Source organism: Stieleria marina (genome assembly GCA_007741555.1).
GTDB lineage: Bacteria > Planctomycetota > Planctomycetia > Pirellulales > Pirellulaceae > K23-9.
In genome coordinates this window covers 1,795,723-1,815,391 of record CP036526.1, presented here as the reverse complement: position 1 = coordinate 1,815,391, position 19,669 = coordinate 1,795,723, and the positions used below count along the sequence as shown (strand labels likewise).

The following is a 19,669-nucleotide window of genomic DNA, read 5'->3' as shown; positions in this document are numbered from 1 at the left end:
TCCAGCGATAAAACGCTAAGATTCTGTTCTAAGGCCAATACTGACTTTTTTCATCACGGAAGCCACGATGTTCAAAACATCCGTCCAATATTCGTTGTTCGCGCTGTGCCTGACGTTTGCATTTCAATTGCAGGCTCAGGAAAAACCTGCCGCCACCAATCCGCACGCCGATCCTCATGCGGCACTCTCGGACGAAGATAAAGCAAAAGTCGCGGCCGCAGCCGCCAAACGGGAAGCCGAACTGCTGACCAACCGACGGCGTCTGACCTTTGAAGGGCGTCGTGCTGGCGAAGGATATTTCAGTGCCGATGGTCGCCGGATGGTTTTTCAAAGTGAACGGGATCCGGCCAATCCTTTCTATCAAATTTACGTGACGGATCTGGAAACCGGCGACATCGAAAAAGTCTCACCGGGACTTGGTAAAACCACGTGTGCGTGGATTCACCCGCAAGGCGACCGCATCCTTTTCTCAAGCACCCACGACGATCCGCAAGCCGCGCAGAAACAATCCGACGAACTCGCGTTTCGCGAATCCGGAAAAGAACGTCGCTATTCGTGGGACTACGACAACGAGTACGAAATCTACGAACGCGGCGACGACGGCCAGTACAAACGACTGACCAACGCCAAGGGATACGACGCCGAAGCGAGCTATAGCCCGGACGGTTCGCAAATCGTTTTTGCTTCGAATCGAAACGTTTTCACAAAGGAGCTCAGCCAGCGCGAAAAGGAAATGTTCGAACGTGAGCCGTCTTACATGATCGATCTTTTCATCATGAACGCCGACGGCACCAATGTTCGCCAACTGACCGACGTGCGAGGCTACGACGGTGGACCGTTCTTTTCGCCCGACGGCAAGCGAATTTGTTGGCGACGCTTCGCTGAAAACGGCGCGACCGCCGAGATCTACACCATGAACGTCGACGGAACCGATGTTCGCCGACTGACAGAACTCAACGCCATGAGCTGGGCTCCGTTCTTTCACCCGAGCGGGGACTACCTCGTGTTTACGACCAACCATGATTTCGTGAACGGCGGAATGAATTTTGCCAATTTCGAATTGAGCTGTGTTCGCGCCGATGGAGCGAGTGAACCACAACGGGTCACGTTCACGGATGGATTCGACGGGCTGCCTGTGTTTTTGCCAAACGGAAAACAACTTTCCTGGACCAGCAATCGGCACAAGAAACAATCACAGATCTACGTGGCCGATTGGAACGACACGGAGATGCGAAAACGCCTGGGGCTAAGCGACCAAGCCTCGCAACCAGGCAACGAAGATCAAGATGCGGCCTTGGCGGCCGCTCACGAAACTTCGCCCGAATTTTCGCCGACTGACATCATGCGACACGTCGATTACCTCACTCGCCCCGAACTGGGCGGACGACTAACCGGCACCGAGGGCGAGCGACGGGCCACGGCGTATGTTGCTGCCTATTTGGAAAGCCTGGGATACTTGCCCGCGGGCGATGACGGCACTTTTTTCCACTCGTTCGATTTCCCGGCCGGTTCGACTTTGACTGCCCAAAACAAGGTAACGCTTGGCGACGAAGCACTCGAAATCCGCCAAGACTGGCTGCCACTTTCGTTTTCTAAAAACGGCGAGATCGAAGCGACCGGCGTTGTCTTTGCTGGTTACGGAATGAAAATTCCCGGAGGCGACGATGTCGAAGAGTACGACAGCTACGTGCACCTCGATGTCACGGACAAATGGGTCATGGTGCTGCGCGATTTGCCTCAGGAAATCACTCCCGAACGACGTCAGCAATTGGCCCGCTACAGCGCACCGCGCCGCAAAGCGACGATCGCACGTGACCTGGGCGCTAAAGGAATCATTTTCGTAGCTGGTCCAACGAGCAAGTACAAAAACGATTTGATTCGCTTCGACTCCGACGCTTCGCAAGCCGAAGTCAGCATCGCTGGCATAACCATCTCGGACGCAGTCGCGTCAAAGATTTTCAAACTAGCCGGAGACGATTTGGCCAAAACACAGGCCGGGATCGACGACGGCCAGATGGCGATGGGCATGCAACTGGGCGAAGTAAAAATCGCTGCCAACATCGACATCAAACGGAACCGAGGGACGGGACGAAACGTGATTGCACGATTGCCTGCCGGCGACCAACCCAACGAATCCGGACAAGCCGTGGTGTTGGGCGCACACATTGACCACTTAGGAAAAGGCGGCGGCAGCAATTCACTTGCCAAAGACGACGAACGCGACCAGGTCCACGTCGGAGCGGACGACAATGCGAGCGGGGTCGGGTCGATGCTTGAAATCGCCCAGTACTTGGCCAGCGAAAAATCGGCCGGTCGCTTCAAGGCCAAACGCGATTTGATCGTGGCCGCCTGGAGCGGCGAAGAATTGGGACTGTTTGGATCACAAGCGTATGTCAAAGATTTTTACAGGCTCTATCCCAACGCTCCCAAGAATGCCGCGTCCCAAACGAACAATGAACAGAAAGCCGCGCACGCACACGGTACGTCGACCGACGCCGAACCACTGACCGCAGCGATCGCGACCTATCTGAACCTGGACATGGTGGGTCGGCTTCGCGAAAAACTAGTGATTCAAGGAATCGGTTCGTCCCCAGGTTTCGAAGGCGAAGTGCAACGTCGAAATGTGCCGGTTGGGCTGGCCCTGACGCTGGACAAAACAAGCACGCGCTTGCCAACGGACGCATCTGCGTTTGTTGCGCGTGACGTACCAATTCTGGCGGCTTTCACGGGAGCACACGAGGACTATCACACACCGCGCGACACACCTGACAAACTGAACTATGACGGAGCCGCCAAAATTTCGCGACTCTTTGCGCTGCTCGCACGCGGCGTGATGACTTCCGACAAAGCACCGAAATTCGAGCTGGACGAAAACGCTGAACAAGTCGACCAACCACGTGTCCGGCTGACCGCTTATCTAGGAACGATTCCGGATTATGTAGCAGGCGACATCAAGGGATTGAAACTCAGTGGCGTAGCGGGAAAAGGCCCCGCTGCCAAAGCCGGTGTCCAAGGCGGGGACATTATCATCAAACTGGCTGGCAAAAAAATCGAAGACATCTATGACTACACCTATGCCATCGAAGCGCTAAAGATTGGTCAGGAGACCGAAATGGATGTCCGCAGGGGCGACAAAGTCCTCACTTTGAAAGTGACCCCGTCGGCTCGGGAATAAGCGGGACAGCGACCAAAGACCGTACTTTTCACCATTGGCGCGGCACTTGCATTGTATGTGCTGGATGAGTCTGACTGCCGATTTGGCGGCAAGCACTTTTTGCTGAAATACTAATCTGCGGGATCAACCGCATTGTTGAAGGATAAACATTACGATGATGATGTACCTTGTTTTTGTGATTCCCCCGATGCTGCTAGGCATGTACGCCCAGTGGCGGGTGAAGTCTGCTTTTTCGTCGATGAGCCAAGTTCCAGCCCGAATGTCGGGCGCTGAATCGGCTCGCCGAATGCTGGACTCGGCTGGTTTGACGAATGTTGGAATCGAACAAGTCGGCGGGCGACTGAGCGATCACTACGACCCAAGAGCCAAGGTCCTGCGCCTAAGCAGCGACGTTTACAACGGTCGCTCGATGGCCGCATTGGGTGTGGCCTGCCACGAAGCGGGACACGCTTTCCAAGATGCGCAAGGCTACATGCCGCTGAAGATTCGCGCCGCCGCCGTTCCCGCAGCCAGCTTTGGCAGCGGAGCAGGCATGTACATGTTGTTTGGCGGAATGCTGTTTAATTTTCAACCGCTGATGATCATCGGCGTGATTGTATTTTCGGCAGTGGTGTTTTTTCAGCTCATCACGCTGCCGGTCGAATTCGATGCAAGCCGCCGGGCCCGTCAGCAATTGGTTGACCAGGGGATGATCGCTGGGGCGGAAGAACGCTATGTCGCCAAAGTCCTCAATGCCGCCGCGCTGACGTACGTTGCCGCAACTCTGCAGTCGGTAATGACGCTGCTTTACTACGTGATGATCATCATGAGTCGCCGCGATTGATGCGAAACTCTCCCGTCTGCGAGACCCCTAACGGTTTCTCTCGCGGGGGCCCGTGACACTTTGTAGCGAAGTAGGTGATACGCCTGCCTTTATGGTTGGCGTCGGGCGGTTCCCTTGCCATAATAGGCGACCCGATGGCACTTTTTGGCCATTTTGAGCCCTTCCTTGGGTGGGTCGACTCGCATTGGTCCCCCCATCTCTTTCGGAGTACCTTCTTCGTGCGAAATATTCTGCTGTTCCCATTGCGGCTTTGCGTCGGGTGGGGACTCTCGCCACGTTTACTTGGCCTCATTGGTGCCACCATGTTGGTGCTGCTACGGCTAACAGTTGGATGGCATTTCTATAGTGAAGGATTGGACAAGTACCAGAAAGGCAACTGGGACGCTGCTCCGTTCTTTGCAAACGCACGCGGCCCCTTGGCCGACCATTTCCAAAAACTGGTTTGGGACTCCGACGGCAACATTCGTCGCGACATGGACCAGAGCATGCTTTACCTGGCAATGTTTCGGGACCAAGTTGCGAACCACTATGGTTTTGACGAAAAGCAGATCAACCAGGCTCAGAAAAACTACGCCACCGTCGTTGAACTGCAACAACAGGTGTTTGTGGACTATAAACAGGATCTGGATGAATACGATCTGGGCGCCCTGCGTGAGGAAGCCATGGATGCCGATCCAATGCGTGACGGCGTGGCCAGTTTGCGAGGCCAGCGTGACACGATTCGCCGTGAACGGGTCGGCAAACTGAAACCGGCATTGGCCGAAATTTCGCAACTGTGGGAAAACTACGAAGCCAACCAAAACGCCGTCGCAACGCCAGCCCAACAAGAAGCCAGCGGGTACCTGCAGTTCGAGGCCCCCCTGGGAATGCACACTGGAACCATCAATCGCTTTGTTCCGTATTTTGATATCGCCGTTGGCCTTTGCCTCTTGCTTGGCTTTTTCACGCCGGTTGCTGCGTTAGCCGCGGCAGGTTTTCTCGGTTCTGTATTCCTGAGCCAGTATCCGCCCGTCACGGGGCCTGCATCCAGCAACTACCAATTGATCGAGTGCATGGCTTGCCTAGTCCTGGCCGGAACAGCGGCCGGTCGATTTGCCGGCTTGGACTACTTCCTGCACCTGATCATTCGCAAAACCTACGGCCACCGGGTGGAAGTCGAGTGATCTGCATTTGAGAGTTTTTTGCGGCCCACTACGGGCCGGGCTCTTACAATGAATGCGGACGACATCCATTCCGATCCGACGAAAACAATTAGCCTGTCGCAGTGATTCGCACTCTCAAGTGCCTGCGAGCGGCCCCCCAATAAAACACCTCAACGCGTAAGCAAACCGAATTCATCAAGGACTCAACCATGGTCGATAAGCTCTCCCCCGAAGAACGCGAAGTGGGCTTGGACAACTACTATTCCGCCATCGGAAGCTACTACGATGTGAACCGGCGAGATTTTCTTCGCGGCATCGTCGGCGCCGGTGCCGTCAGTGGTGCTGGACTGGGCGCGGCTTACTTTGGCTATGGCAAAGTCAACGATCCCGTCCGCGTGGCCGTCATCGGAACGGGCGACGAAGGCAACGTGTTGATCGGCGGATGCAATCCCGAATACGTCGATGTCAAAGCGATTTGCGACATCCGCCCCTTCGGTCAACGCCGCGCGTTTCACGGTGATTGGAGCAGCCCATCCGCACTCGGTCGACGCCCTGGTTTGATCAATGTTGCTGGCTACAAAAACGAAGCCGAAGCTCGCAAGAATGTCAAAGTCTACGACGGCAGCAATGGCGGGATCATGGCCTGCTTGGACGACAAAGACATCGAAGCGGTGATCATCGCGCTTCCGCTTTGGCTGCACGCTCCGGTAGCAGCGCAGGCAATGAAGCGAGGTCTGCATGTGCTTACCGAAAAACTAATGGCTCACAATGTCGCACAGTGCAAAGTCATGTCACGCATGGCCGGCACGATGAAAGACAAGGATGACAACCCGATCCATTTGGCCACCGGCCACCAACGTCACTACAACGTCAAGTACGACAACGCCGTCAACTTGATCAAATGGGGCCTGCTTGGACAACTGCATCACATTCGTGCTCAGTGGCACCGCGGTAACCTGCCCGGTGGAGACAGCTGGAAGATGCCGCTGCCTGGATCGAATAAAGTCGCCGGCGACCTTCGCAACCGCGTGAACGCACTAAAGAATGCCAGTGCTAGCGACGTCGAACGATTGACTCAAGAAGTCGCTTTGTGGACGGCATGGCAAGCCGATGGAAACGTCGACGCGTCGAAGTTCGGCTACCAAGATTTTTCCGTGGGCGAAAATATGTTCACGGCAGAAGAAGAACTGCATCGCTGGCGTTTGTTCCAGCGTACCGGTGCAGGCTTGATGGCCGAACTGGGCAGTCACCAGCTGGACGCCGTCAGTATTTTCTTGACGTCACTCCGCGAAGATGGCAAGAAAGTTCACCCGCTAAGCGTTCATGCTGTCGGCGGTCGTCACATCATGCCGGTCGACCGCGAAGTCGGTGACCATGTTTACTGTGCCTTTGAATTCCCTGGCCCCGAGTATCCCGAAACGTTTGACGTTGGTTACGAAGACAAGGCGTTGAAGTATCCAAGCGGCGGCGTCCCTGGTTACGAACAGGATCCCAACAAGAAAGTGGTCGTGACTTACTCGTCCATCAACGGCAACGGATTCGGCGGTTGGGGCGAAGTTGTGATGGGTACCAAAGGCACGTTGATCTTGGACAAAGAAACCGATGTGCTGCTTTATCGAAACAGCGACACCAGCAGCAAAGTCGGCGTCAAGAAAAGCGGTGGCGGTTACGCACTGGACACCAGTGCCAGCGGAGACGTTGCCGCTCCGGTTGCGCAGGCAGCTGACTCCGGACCGGTCAGCCGCGGATACCGCGAAGAGATCGAGCACTGGGCTTACTGCATTCGTAACCCAAGCAAGGAAAACCACCCACGCTGCTATCCGGAAGTCGCTTTGGGCGATGCCGTGATCGCATTGGCAACCAATGTCGCCCTGAAGAACGCGAATGACCCGAAATCGGAAACAGGCGGCTTCTTGCGATTCAAAGAAGACTGGTTCGATATCGACAACGATGCCACGCCAGACGGCAGCGATATCAAATCGGCAACCGAGTTTATGGAAAAACCTGTCGCCTAGCGGCACGCCGAAGCGGGGCACTGCGACGTCAATCGCAGCGGCGTTACGTCATTCGCAGTGGCGATGCTGAACGCGTCCAAGTTGTCGACCACCAGACTCCAGTCATTTGCACGCTCTCAAGCGCGATTCCCAACAGGGAATCGCCCTTTCTTCGTTTCGGACGTTTTTGCTATTCCAGAGGTATAATCGAGGGTCAGGAGACTCTCTTTGCCCCGCGAAAACGACATGTCCGATACGACCACTCCCAATACCGTTGCCGACGCAACGAGTGTTCCGGTGATCGTTCCGCCTCCACTGGCGGCTTCGCTGCAAAGAGCGGCAAACGCAAACGCGGCCCCCGAAACGGCCCCCTTGCTGGCCGTCTCGCAATCAGATGCGGACTCGCCAAAACTCTTCCGGCAAGGACAGATTCAATCCTGCTTAGTGAGCACGATTGTGCACCTGATCGCTTTGCTGATCTTTGCCATTGTCACGTACTCGGCCAGCCAAGTGTCGCCGACGATGATCTCGCTTTGGGGCCGTCAGGTCGAACCCACCGCCACCGTGACGCTGGAAGTCGCCAAAGATCACTCCGAACTTGAGAACCAACTTTCTTCCGACGCAGAAAAACCTGTTGATGTGACGATCGCGCAGAGTGACGCCAGCGCGATCCAGTCGCCTTTGATCATGGAGTCGCAATCGGCGATCCTGGAATCATCCGAACTGGGCCAGATCAAAGCGGGATCAACGGCCGCTAGCTCAGCCCAGCTGATTCGTCTGCCGGGCGGAGGGCTCTCGGGGCGCACTCCGCAAGGCCGCAAAGAACTGGGCGAAAAATACGGCGCCACCGCGCAGAGCGAAGCCGCCGTCGAAGCCGCACTGCAGTGGCTCGCCTTGCACCAACGTCCCAACGGCAGCTGGTCGTTTAACCTGGACGTCGATCCCTGCAACGGCCGTTGTCGCCATAGCCGCATCTCAGGCGATTCGCCCACACCATCGACGGGAGCGACCGGACTAGCCCTCTTAGCATTTCTTGGCGCTGGCCACACGCATCACACCGGCGAACACAGCGAAACGGTTCGCCGCGGTATCTATTACTTGCGTGGCATCGCCAGTGAATCCGAGCACGGCCTGGATTGGCAAAGCGGCAGCATGTATTCGCACGGCATTGTGCTGATGGCGTTGGGCGAAGCACTGACCATGACTCGCGTGGATGACAAATACGACTCCGATCTGATGGACCTGGTGCGACGCGGCAGCTATTTCACAAGCGTCGCGCAACACTACAACGGTTCATGGGGTTACGTTCCGGGGAGCCCCGGTGACACGACCCTGACTGGCTGGCAAGTCATGTCGCTGCTGGCCGCCAAACGCAACGGCATTCACTTCCGCGGCAATGAGCTGCCGATGGCCAAGGAATTCCTGATGAGCGTCAAAGAAGAAACCGACTGGACGTTTGGCTACAAAACACCTCAAGGCGAACCGACGATGGACGCCATCGCCTTGACGCTGCTGTTGTATTTGGGCCACGCGCCGGGCCATACACTATTCGATCAAGCAATCGACCGAATTGCCGACCGCGGACCGACACTGACCAACGTCTACCACGACTACTACGCATCGCTGGCCCTGCATCACACGCGACATCGCGACTGGGACAAATTCAACAGCAAATTGCGTGACCACTTGGTTCGCTCGCAAGCCACCCAGGGCCATGAAAGCGGCAGTTGGCATTTCAAAGATAAGTGGGGCGACGTGGGCGGTCGGCTCTACACCACGGCCATGTCAGCGATGATCTTAGAAATCTACTATCGCTACCTACCGCTGTACGACAAGATCGAAGAGTTCCCGCTGTAAGACGCAGATTTTCTGCGTCAGGCTGCAGTACTGAATGCACACCAGTAATGTTCAAGTGCACCGATCGCTCAATCGCTTCCTTAACCGATCTCGCCGCGATCCCCGGTCGTCCCTGACGCGATGTCCGACGCGTAGCATTCGATCAAAGACGACTGATTCGCACTTCGATCCACTTCTCGAAGCGCACGCACACTGCGGTCCAGTCGATTCAGCGTAAACGGATGCACTCCGTCGGCCGCAGCACTGGCACGAAGCTCTCGACGGTAAAACTGAACTGCCATCGAAAACACATCTCTCATCGCGCCCCGCCGCTTTGACGCATCCTTGCCAGCCTCATCGACGCGTTTGGTGATGATTCGGCTAATCGCAACCGGATCGGGCGCGGCCGCAGCAAGCTGGCTATCAAACGCCCCCCGAAACTCATCCGTCGTATCGCTCAGAATTCGCAGCGCGACATGCATGTCACCCGCTGAAACTTCCAAAGCCGCAGCCACTTCTTCGTCCGTCGATTCAACTTGATGGACTTCGCGCATCAATCGCGATGCATCATCTGTGTTGAGCGGTGCAAAGCGAATGATCTGGCACCGCGACCGGATCGTCGGCAACTGTTTCTGTTCGCTTGTGCCAATCAACAAGACGACGGCGTTGGGCGGAGGCTCTTCGAGAGTTTTCAGCAGGCAGTTGGCTCCCTCTTCGTTCAAAAAATCCGCGTCCTCCAGGATGGCGATTTTCCGCGTTCCGGCAAAAGGTTTCAGGCGAATGTCCCGGCAAAACCCTTCTTGCATCCGGACTTCGGGCCGGCCGATCAGCAAATCCAGCGGAATAAAACTCTTATCCTTGGGTTTGGAAAGGCGAATGACGTCGGGGTGGGTTTGCGCCAAAACTTGCACGCACCCTTCGCAGACACCACACGGCTGCATTTCTAGTTCGGGGCTCTTTTGACAAAGCAAAGTCTGCGCTAACAAGTTCGCGACAGTTAGTTTGCCAACACCTGGCGATCCAACCAGCAGAAAGCTGCCTGTGAATCGACCTCGCCGAATTGCTGTCGAAAACCAATCACGAATGCGTGAGTGGCCGATCAGTTGGGACCAGTTAGTTGTCACGCCACTTTGTTTTCAAAAAACGTTTTCAAAGAAGAACTGCTGCGATGATTCAATTCGATTTTCCGTTGGACATCGACTGCTCCAACATGACGATCTTGTTGACGCGATTTTCATGACGTCCGCCATCGAACTTCGTTGCCAACCACATCAGCACGAGATCATCGATCGGCCGTTCACCGATGAGATCACCGGGAAGGCACAGGACGTTTACATCGTTGTGCCGGCGACTCATTTCGACCATGACTTCGTCGTAGCAAGGTGCAGCACGCACGCCGGTAAATTTGTTTGCCGCTATCGACATTCCGATTCCTGTGCCGCAGATCAAAATGCCGCGATCCGCTTCGCCACAGCTGACTTTTCGCGCGACCTGTTGAGCCACATCGGGATAATCGACCGCTTCGTCGGTGCAAGTTCCTTCATCGCTGACATCAAACCCATTGCTGGTCAACGTTTGCACCAGCCGAGCCTTGATCCGAACGCCACGGTGGTCGCTTCCCAAACAGATCCGCATGCTCATACGCTGTCCTCCGATTGACCATTGCTTGGATTGCCTTCTTGCGAATCCGTTGTTTCGGGCAGAAAGTTGTCACCGAGTTTCTGCAGCCACTGCGTCAATTCTTGATCGATCTGGTCGGCACATTGCTGGTAAACCTCCACTGGTCTCCCGACGGGATCGGAGATATCGCCTCCGTCGTGTCGCAACGTGAACACACGGTCATGCATGTTCGGCCAAGCCGCCAAGATTGCGGACTGATGGCCGCGAGTCATCGTCAAGATGAGATCGGCAACATTCAGAATTGAATCATCCAATTGCTGAGAGCTGTGACCGGTCAAATCCAAACCACGCTCGCCCATGACTTCCACTGCTTGGGGGCTCGCACCGCTGCCAGCACCTGCAGCAACACCAGCCGACAGGACTCGCACTGCGTCTTCGCTACCGAATTGTTCGCGTACTTTTTCACGCAGCAACGTCTCGGCCATCGGGCTTCGACACGTATTGCCGGTGCAGACCAAAGCGATGACAGGTTTGGTAAATTGGTTCATAGCAGCTCGTTCAATTACACCTTCTCGGAGTAGCTCCCAGCGATTGTCGCGGACTCGCACAACCGTCGAAGCACCACCATAACGAGTCGGACCGTCATCTAGCAGCAGTGGGATCATCGTCCCAAGTTGCTCCACGACGCCTGATGCTTCACTTTGAGCGGGTTTTCCCGACACATTTGCACTGGTCAGTACCAGTGGGGCAGCCAAAAAGCGGTGGATATACGACAAAATCCGATGGTCCACCACTCGAAAACCAACACAGTTTCCTTCGCTCATGATTCGCTGCCGAACCCCAAGAGGCAACTGCATGATCGCCGAACCAGCCGTATCGCACGGCGTGACCATCGTCACTGGACCGGGCCAGCATCGCTGCGACAATCGTCGTGCCAGCGGCGAAACGTTTCCAAACAAATCTCCGGCAGCATCTCGGCTACGCACCGAAATCGCGAGCGGCGCCAATTGGTCGCGGCCTTTGATTTCGCACAATCGGTCGACGGCGTCTTCACAGAGCGCGTGCGCCGCCAGCCCGTAGACCGTATCGGTCGGCACCCCGACGACCTGACCTTCCACCAGCGCCTGGACCGTGCGATGCACGATATCGCGAGGATCTTCTGAAGTTTGTAAGTCCAGTACCGTGACCATAGAGCGTCTTTGCAGCGATCAACATCGAAATCCCAGGCGACTCGCCAATGCATGCGATCAAGTCTGAGCGTAGGAACAAAATCAAGAGTACATTGTAGGAACTAGCGATTCTGATTCACAAGTCGACACCCTAACATGAATCCCTCTCCCCCACGGCGTCTCGAGTTGGCGAAAACATCCAAACCTGACCGACGAAGATTTTTACGCACAGCTGCCGCAGGGCTAGCGATGTCGTCGTTGCCAGTCGGCGGATGCGTTCCGCTGGGAACTGGGTCCCAGCCACAGTTGGTGTGGGGACGTCGAGGAATGAGCGAAGGTCGTTTTCTGAAACCTCGTGCAATCACGATCGACCATCAAGACAATCTCTATATTGTCGACACAACGGGCCGCATTCAAGTGTTTGATCCCGACGGGCAGCTGCTTCGCTGGTGGTCGACTCCCGAAACCGCCAACGGTCGGCCGACAGGCATGGCAACCAGTGCGTCGATCGGCCCCAATGGTGAACCAAGGCTATTTGTGGCCGACACGCACTACTACCGAATGCTGGCTTATCGAACCGATGGCACACTGATCCCCGAAGAACAGATCGGCGGGGTTGCTGGCCATTCGCCAGGTGAGTTTGCGTTTGTTACGGATGCCGTATGCGACGACGACGGATTTTTCTACATCGGTGAATACGGAGACAGCGACCGAATCCAGAAATTTTCACCCGACGGCGATTTCATCACGCAGTGGGGAGGGACGGGACACGATGTAGGCAAATTCGTGCGACCACAAAGTTTGGTCGTCAACAAAAAAGTACTGTCCATCGTAGATGCCGGCAATCATCGTATCCAACGGTTCGATGTCAGCGAAGAAACACCACGCTTGATCGATGTATGGGGCAAAGAAGGAAAACAAAAAGGCCAGTTCTACTATCCCTACGATATTGCGATTGCCAGTGACGACAGTGTGCTCGTTTGCGAATACGGTAACCAGCGTCTGCAACGTTTTGATCCCACCGGCAAATGGATCGCGTCGTGGGGAGGTCCTGGGTTTGATCCAGGGCAACTTTATCAACCTTGGGGAGTCGTGATCGATTCGACAGACCGCGTCCACATCTTGGACAGCAACAATCACCGCGTCCAGCGAATCGCGCTGCCCAGCTAAATCACATCACAAAGCCAATTCCAACTGCCGATGCAACGTGACTTCGGCAAGCGACGTTCGCTCAACACAGTTACTCACAACGTTCTCGTTTTTCCAAATCAACTCATGCCAACACTGCGTCAATTTCAAACCGTCGCCTGCGCCACAGCAACTGCTTTGCTTTTCGTTTCGACGTCTCCCGCCCAAGATTTGATCAAGCCCGTCGGCGATGTCGTGGAAGTTGCCGCCGGTTTTGCTTTCACCGAAGGACCGGCTTGGGATCCGTCGGACAGTTCGCTGTACTTCACCGACATTCCCAATACGACGATCTACCAACTGGATGCTTCCGGCAAGTTGTCAAAGTTCACGACCGATTCCAAACACACCAACGGATTGCTGATCACGTCGGACGGGCGACTGCTTGGCTGCCAAATGGATGGCCAAGTCGTTCAGTACGACAAAGCCACGGGCAACGCGACGGTATTGGCTAACAAGTTCGACGGCACGCGGTTCAACGCTCCCAACGACTTAATCATCGATCGCCAAGGAGGAATCTATTTCACCGACCCTCTATTCCGGGCTCCGATGCCGTTGCCACAAGGCATCCAAGCGGTCTACTACATCAGCCAGTCGGGCGAAGTGACTCGAGTGACCGAGTCGATTGCGGCCCCCAATGGAATCGGACTATCGCCCGACGGCAAACGCTTGTACGTCTGCCCGTCACAACAATCCGAAATGTTGGTCTACGATGTCGCGGCAGGTGGAAAACTGGAAAACGGACGGACGTTTTGCAAAGTGAAACAGCCCGCCGGCAAATCTGACACTGGCGCGGACGGAATCGTTTTGGATCAAGAAGGCAACGTCTACATTACGACTCATCTGGGCGTCGAAATTTTTTCACCTGCGGGAAAGAGCCTCGGCTTGGTCGAATTTCCCCAGCAACCTGCCAACGTCACTCTGGGTGGCAAAGACGGCAAGACAATGTACGTAACCGCAAGAACGGCCCTCTACAAAGTCACCATGCCACGCTCGGGACTGAAGCCGAACTAGCTCAATGGCACGCGGTCGCTCTGCAACAGCACGCGTTCGTCAGAAAAACGGCTTTACGCGGGCGGGTCAGGCTGCTGCCAAACACTCATTCCGCCATCGACCAAAATCGTTTGGCCGTGAACGTGCGTCGCCGCATCGGAAAGCAAAAACACAACAGCGCCCGCACAGACATCGGGCTCGGGCACTTTGCCATTGGGTGTGTGCAGCTTCATCCATTCGTCCAAAGTTTCGTCTTGATTCAACACATCCGTCAGCGGCGTGCGTACCAATCCCGGTGCCATTGAATTGACTCTGATTCCGTGGGGCGCCAGCGAAACACAGAGTGATTTGACCATCGCTGTCACAGCACCTTTGCTGGTGTCGTACGCTGTGTGAGTCGGTTCTGCCAAGAAGCCGTTGACCGACCCAGTAAAGACGACGCGGCCGCCGACATTGTTTTTGACCCATCGCTTGGCATACGCCTGGGTCAAAAAGTAACCCGCAGTGACATTTAGCTGCATGGTTTTCCAATACCGCTGAAAATCCATCTCCAAGAAAGGCACATCGATGTAGGTGCCCACGTTGTTGACCAACAAATCAATCTCAGGCATCCGCTGGTCGACGTTGCTAATCAAGTCGTCCAAGTATTGGTCCGGCTCCTGCGCCATGTCCGCCGTCACCAATTCGACACGCCCCCCAAACTCACAGCAAGCCCGTATCGTTTCCTGCGCAGCGGCGTCATCGGTTAAGCCCACCAGTGTCACGTCGGCTCCCGCACACGCCACGGCAATTGCAATCGCTCCACCAACACCTTGCGTGCCGCCAGTGATCAGCGCGCGATGACCAGTTAAATCAAATGGATTGGATCGTACTGCCACTCTATCTCTCTTGAAAGTTAACTGCGCGATCGAAGAAGCAAACCTTTTCGCTCATTGTCCGCGCCGGATCACTACCGCGGTTACTATTTCAACGGCGGACGACCAGCAGTGTGATAAGCCTGGGAATCACTCCGAGCGACTTCCAGATCAAACGTGTCTTGGTAAATCACAACGCGGTAGTTCAGACGGATCGTTTTTCCCTCTAGCAACGTGATGGCTCGACGCTTCTTGCCACCAATGAAATCCGAACGCCCAAAGGGATTGGCTGCAAACAAGCCGTAGGTACGCACATGCCAGCGAGTGGGAAAGCCAAAGCTGCTGGGGTGATTGTGAATCGTGACGCCGACCATTTCGTCATCGACTGGTCCGGAGTAATCGACCCACGGAGACTCCTTGCCCCAGGCATCTTTATTGGTTTGCCGGTCCGCATTAGTAATCAGACCGCCTTTCTTGGCATCAACCTTAAGCGAGGCGGCCAAACGCATTCCGAAGGAGCCTTCTTTGGTATCGCCAAACTTGACGTCGCCATCGGTCGCTTTGAGCAGAAAATCACAGTCGATGATGTGCCGTTTCGCTCCCACCGAAAATTCAAATCGGCGTGTATCCGATAAAAGGCGTTTTCCGTCAGGCCCCAGCCAATCATTCTGGGTAACCAACACGGCCGTATCGTCGTCCGTGATCTCTGCGGTGCCACTGCGATGCACGACCGTGCCGCAGCCATCATCGTCCGCCCAAAAATCAATTCCGTTGACGTCGCCATGCGACAACCACATGGAACGATGGTGATCATGGTCACCGCGTTCCATCCCATAGCTTTTTTTCATCGGAAAATTGCGTGTCATCGCATGACCGCCGGGACCATGAACCGGATACACAATCGGTTTGCCACCGCTATCGATCAGATACCCAGCGAACAGTTTTTTCCCCGCGAAGACATCCCATCCCTGCCCATCGACTTTCTCGACACGCAGCGTGCTGTCCGATCGCGTCTTGGCATCCTGTGATTCCGTCGCCACTGTCTGCGCCGTCGCCGGCGAAAGAAATGAAGCGGGCAGTGCCGTGGTAACTGCGATCAATGCCCCCCAAACGGGAACCCTCGAAGCAATACACCGCGCTGTGAAAAATGAAATTTTGGTTTTGAACATCCGAGTATCAATATGTGGCCAAGTAGCGTTTCAATTAGATCACTGCAGCGGAGTTGCCATTTCCAAATCGACACCAATCCATCGCAACCTCTATCGGGGGATCACTCGCCCACAAGCTGCAATGGAATTGGATCACGGAAATCGCAGGCATGGCTGGCAATGAGTGTCTCACAACCGGATCACTTCCTCACGAATCCGTCTGATTCCTACGACCGGCGTGACCCGATCTCACCTTAGGCAAGCCCCGAAGGGAAAATACCTACCATCAATTCCCTCTGATCGACTATGATAGTGACTCGCTGGAATTGCTACAGCGCCACCTCTTCTCTTGCAGACTTTCCGCTGGGAAACCTGCGAATCGCCGTCTAAGCCGCGAGTGTGACATGATGCGCCCTTCCGATTGGAATCCACTTTTTCATCGATCCCTCAAGATCGTAATTTGCACGGCATTTTTGGCGATGCCTTCGGTGGCATTCGCCCAAAAGAAACGTAGCAAGCCGGCCCCTAAAAAGGCCAAGATTCGACTGCCAGAAAGTGTTCGACAACCGGGCAAAGTCGACATGGATGTGAAGCCGGTCAAACACAGCCTGCGCAGCTCGGTCAAGTCAGCGGCCAATCGATTGGATGGCCTGATCGAAAATAAACTTATCAGCGAAGGCGGCACACCGAACGACTTGGCAAGCGATGAGGTTTTTCTGCGACGCGTGTACTTGGATGTGGCGGGGCGGATCCCAACGCTGAAGGAAGCAACTGATTTCTTAGCGTCCGATGCCCCCGACCGCCGCGAGAACTTGATCGACGAATTGCTTGGCAGCCCCGACTATGTCAGCAACATGTACAACTTTTGGGCTGACACGTTGCGTTTGGTCGACCGACCGACCAACAACATCATCGGCGAGCCGTTTTTGCACTACGTCAAAGAATCCATTTGCACGAACAAACCGTACGACAAATGGGTCTACGAGATGTTAACCGCAGAAGGAAAGTCTTGGGAAAACCCAGCCGTCGGCTACCAGCTGCGTGACGACGGCATGCCGCTCCCATACATCGACAACACGGTGCGTGTTTTTCTTGGCACGCAAATCGGTTGCGCTCAATGCCATGACCACCCGTTTGACCAATGGACGCAGTATCAGTTTTACGAACTGGCTGCCTTCACCACTGGCACTCGCACTCGCATCGTCAAAGGCGACCCAGGATTCACCAAAACGAATCCAGCCAACGCGATGATCACAGAAGCACGCAAGCACTATGACAAAGGCCGAGTCCCCGGCCACATGCAGCGACTGATTCGCGCGAACAGCTATCGCGTCAGCGAAGCTCCGCGGGCCATGCGTCTGCCGCACGATTACGCGTACGAAGATGCTAAGCCAAAAGAAGTCGTTCCCGCCGCAGTCCTCTGGGGCGAAGTTCCGACGTCCGCCAAAAACAGCTCTCCCCGACAGAAATTCGCTGCGTGGCTGACTAGTCCCGAAAATCCACAGTTCAGTAATACAATCGTCAATCGTCTCTGGAAACGATTCATGGGCGTGGGCATGGTCGAACCCATCGACGACTTTCGCGATGAACATCCCTGTGTCAACAAAAAGGCGATGGCCTTCCTGGGCGAGGAACTGATTCGCGGCGGTTTCGACTTAAAGGAACTCACACGATTAATCCTTTACAGCGAAACCTATCAACGTGTCGCGACCGACTACACGCTGACCAGCGGCGAGCCTTACTATTTCCCTGGCCCGACGGTTCGACGAATGACCGCGGAACAAGTCTGGGATTCGCTACTGACAATGGCTGTGCAAAACCCATGGCCTTTCCAACGTCCCACGACTCAAGAGTTTGCCGATGTAATCGATCTCGATTTTGCGACCGCGACCTACGAAACAGCCGCGGAAAAAGCCGAACGATTTCTCTCCACAGTCGATCTGGGAGCGCGACGAAAACTCGAACGCACCCACTCTTACCAGGGAAACACCTTGTGTCGCGCCAGCGAACTGGTTTCGCCCGTCCCGGCAAGCCATTTCCTTCGTCAATTCGGCCAAGGCGACCGCGAAACAATTAATGGATCGCAGCAAGAAGCCACTGTGCCTCAGATTCTTGCAATGTTCAACGGTCCGATCACGCACGTGATGCTGGAGCCGGGTTCGTCGATTGTCGATAACATCCTTGCGATCGAAAAAACAAAGGACCGCATCGATGCGATCTTCTTGAGCGTGCTCGCACGACGGCCGATTCCAAAAGATCGCGTCATCGCTGCGAGAGAGCTTTCGCAACAGACCAATGACAATGTGGGGTACGGGAATATCCTTTGGGCGCTTTTGAACACACGAGAATTCTTGTTCATTCAGTAGCCTTTGCCTCAGCAACTCTTTAGCACACTTCACCGACAGCGAGTAAACAACATGTCACGTCCCGAATATTGCACCGAAGATCGTCGGTCGTTTATGAAAACGGCCGCCAAGAATTGCCTCGGCGTTTCGTTCGCCGGAGCCGTCGGATCCCAGGCACTGTTTGGCGATGAACCGACTGCAGCGCCCGCCGCTGGCAAAGCCAAACACATCATCTATCTGTTTATGGATGGAGCGATGACACATTTGGACACGTTCGATCCCAAAATCGGTGTCGAAGAAGCGGGCGAAACGACGCCGATCCAAACGCGCGTTCCCGGCATGCAGTTTGGAAACATGTTTCCAAAACTCGCGTACCTCTCCGGTGCAATGGCTGTGGTGCGTTCGCTGAGCACGGAAACGGGTGCTCACGACAAAGGCAAGTACCTGATGCGAACTGCCTACAAGAAACTCAACAGCATCCAGCACCCAGCTATGGGAGCATGGATGGTGGCAGAAAAAGGTCGCTTGAACCGAGACCTTCCAGGCAACTACGTCATCGGCAGTGGCAACGGACACCCTGGAGCCGGATTTCTGGAACCATCGTTGTCGCCTGTGCCAATTTCAAACGCGAGCGCAGGTTTACAAAACACTTCCCTGCCAAAATACCTGCACGAAGAATTGTTCGGTCGCCGACTGACATTGGCCAGCAAGTTCGACGAGGTTTTCCAGCGGACTCGAAAGAACCCGAACGTCGAAGCCTACAACCAACTCTACTTAGAAGCCCGACGGTTGATGGGCAGCCCTCACTTGAAAGTCTTCGATATCAAGGAAGAACCACAAGCTGTCCGCGATGCCTATGGCAACAACCAACTTGGCCAGGCGCTGCTCCTGTCGCGACGATTGGTGCAAAGCGGTGCTCGATTCATCGAAGTCAATTATGGTGGCTGGGACATGCACCAAGACATTTACACACGCCTGAAGGACAAAGGCGGCGACCTGGACACGGGGCTGAGCAGCCTGATGCGTGACCTGCACAGCAAGGGGCTTTTGAAAGATACCCTGATCGTATTGACCACCGAATTTGGCCGCAAACCAAAGCTCAATGTCAACGGCGGCCGCGATCACCACCCCGGTGCATTCAGCAGTCTTTTGATCGGTGCCGGAATCAAGGGCGGCCAAGTGTATGGTGCCAGTGACAAGACGGGTTTTTCAGTCGACAAGGATCACATCTCTGTCTCGGCGTTCAACAAAACCATTGCCGCCGCTGCGGGACTGCCGCTGACCGAAGAACGGTTCGCTCCCAATGGTCGCCCCTTCAAAATCGGCGGCGATGCCAGTCCCGTCAAAGAACTTTTGGCGTAGACGAGCGTCTCGCGTCGCTCCAA

14 protein-coding genes are annotated in these 19,669 nt (G+C 55.2%); 9 read left to right on the top strand and 5 right to left on the bottom strand.

The window, feature by feature from the left end:
* Positions 1-67 precede the first annotated feature (67 nt).
* The 5 genes from K239x_RS06385 to K239x_RS06365 all read left to right on the top strand — a co-directional run bounded on the left by K239x_RS06385 (position 68) and on the right by K239x_RS06365 (position 8,991).
* Positions 68-3,175: a M28 family peptidase gene (locus tag K239x_RS06385; protein WP_145416950.1), complete on the top strand. Its 3,108-nt coding sequence runs from the start codon at positions 68-70 to the stop codon at positions 3,173-3,175.
* A 154-nt stretch (positions 3,176-3,329) separates the two neighbouring features.
* A complete protein-coding gene (locus tag K239x_RS06380; RefSeq protein WP_419189744.1) occupies positions 3,330-3,998 on the top strand; it encodes a zinc metallopeptidase in 669 nt (222 codons plus the stop codon).
* Between the two features lie 218 nt (positions 3,999-4,216).
* Positions 4,217-5,161, top strand: coding sequence for a DoxX family protein (locus K239x_RS06375; protein ID WP_145416949.1), 945 nt, complete (start codon positions 4,217-4,219; stop codon positions 5,159-5,161).
* A gap of 188 nt (positions 5,162-5,349) precedes the next feature.
* Positions 5,350-7,155 (top strand): Gfo/Idh/MocA family protein, encoded by a 1,806-nt coding sequence (locus K239x_RS06370; protein WP_145416948.1) that lies wholly within the window; start codon positions 5,350-5,352, stop codon positions 7,153-7,155.
* Between the two features lie 225 nt (positions 7,156-7,380).
* The gene (locus K239x_RS06365; protein ID WP_145416947.1) at positions 7,381-8,991 is read left to right on the top strand and encodes a prenyltransferase/squalene oxidase repeat-containing protein; all 1,611 of its coding nucleotides are present in this window, start codon (positions 7,381-7,383) and stop codon (positions 8,989-8,991) included.
* Positions 8,992-9,071: 80 nt separating this feature from the next.
* On the opposite strand, the gene K239x_RS06360 is transcribed toward K239x_RS06365, so the two are convergent.
* Genes K239x_RS06360 through K239x_RS06350 form a run of 3 tightly spaced genes read right to left on the bottom strand, consistent with a single transcriptional unit; the run spans position 9,072 to position 11,780 of the window.
* Positions 9,072-10,094: a DNA polymerase III subunit gene (locus tag K239x_RS06360; protein ID WP_419189743.1), complete on the bottom strand. Its 1,023-nt coding sequence runs from the start codon at positions 10,092-10,094 to the stop codon at positions 9,072-9,074.
* 49 nt (positions 10,095-10,143) lie between these two features.
* On the bottom strand, positions 10,144-10,605 hold the full coding sequence (gene rpiB / locus K239x_RS06355; protein ID WP_419190054.1) for a ribose 5-phosphate isomerase B: 462 nt from the start codon (positions 10,603-10,605) through the stop codon (positions 10,144-10,146).
* A 2-nt stretch (positions 10,606-10,607) separates the two neighbouring features.
* Positions 10,608-11,780: an L-threonylcarbamoyladenylate synthase gene (locus tag K239x_RS06350; protein WP_145416945.1), complete on the bottom strand. Its 1,173-nt coding sequence runs from the start codon at positions 11,778-11,780 to the stop codon at positions 10,608-10,610.
* Positions 11,781-11,915: 135 nt separating this feature from the next.
* Between K239x_RS06350 and K239x_RS06345 the strand changes: the two genes are divergently transcribed.
* Together K239x_RS06345 and K239x_RS06340 are read left to right on the top strand one after the other, a co-directional pair.
* The gene (locus tag K239x_RS06345; RefSeq protein ID WP_145416944.1) at positions 11,916-12,929 is read left to right on the top strand and encodes an NHL repeat-containing protein; all 1,014 of its coding nucleotides are present in this window, start codon (positions 11,916-11,918) and stop codon (positions 12,927-12,929) included.
* Between the two features lie 30 nt (positions 12,930-12,959).
* On the top strand, positions 12,960-13,958 hold the full coding sequence (locus K239x_RS06340) for an SMP-30/gluconolactonase/LRE family protein (RefSeq protein WP_419189742.1): 999 nt from the start codon (positions 12,960-12,962) through the stop codon (positions 13,956-13,958).
* Positions 13,959-14,011: 53 nt separating this feature from the next.
* Here the strand turns inward: K239x_RS06340 and K239x_RS06335 are convergent, their stop codons facing one another.
* Both K239x_RS06335 and K239x_RS06330 read right to left on the bottom strand, forming a co-directional pair.
* Positions 14,012-14,815, bottom strand: a complete 804-nt coding sequence (locus tag K239x_RS06335) for an SDR family NAD(P)-dependent oxidoreductase (RefSeq protein ID WP_419189741.1) — start codon at positions 14,813-14,815, stop codon at positions 14,012-14,014.
* 83 nt (positions 14,816-14,898) lie between these two features.
* On the bottom strand, positions 14,899-15,960 hold the full coding sequence (locus tag K239x_RS06330) for a DUF6807 domain-containing protein (protein WP_145416943.1): 1,062 nt from the start codon (positions 15,958-15,960) through the stop codon (positions 14,899-14,901).
* A gap of 383 nt (positions 15,961-16,343) precedes the next feature.
* Between K239x_RS06330 and K239x_RS06325 the strand changes: the two genes are divergently transcribed.
* Both K239x_RS06325 and K239x_RS06320 read left to right on the top strand, forming a co-directional pair.
* Positions 16,344-18,305 (top strand): DUF1549 and DUF1553 domain-containing protein, encoded by a 1,962-nt coding sequence (locus K239x_RS06325; RefSeq protein WP_145416942.1) that lies wholly within the window; start codon positions 16,344-16,346, stop codon positions 18,303-18,305.
* Between the two features lie 51 nt (positions 18,306-18,356).
* The gene (locus tag K239x_RS06320; protein ID WP_145416941.1) at positions 18,357-19,646 is read left to right on the top strand and encodes a DUF1501 domain-containing protein; all 1,290 of its coding nucleotides are present in this window, start codon (positions 18,357-18,359) and stop codon (positions 19,644-19,646) included.
* The last annotated feature ends 23 nt before the right edge of the window (positions 19,647-19,669 follow it).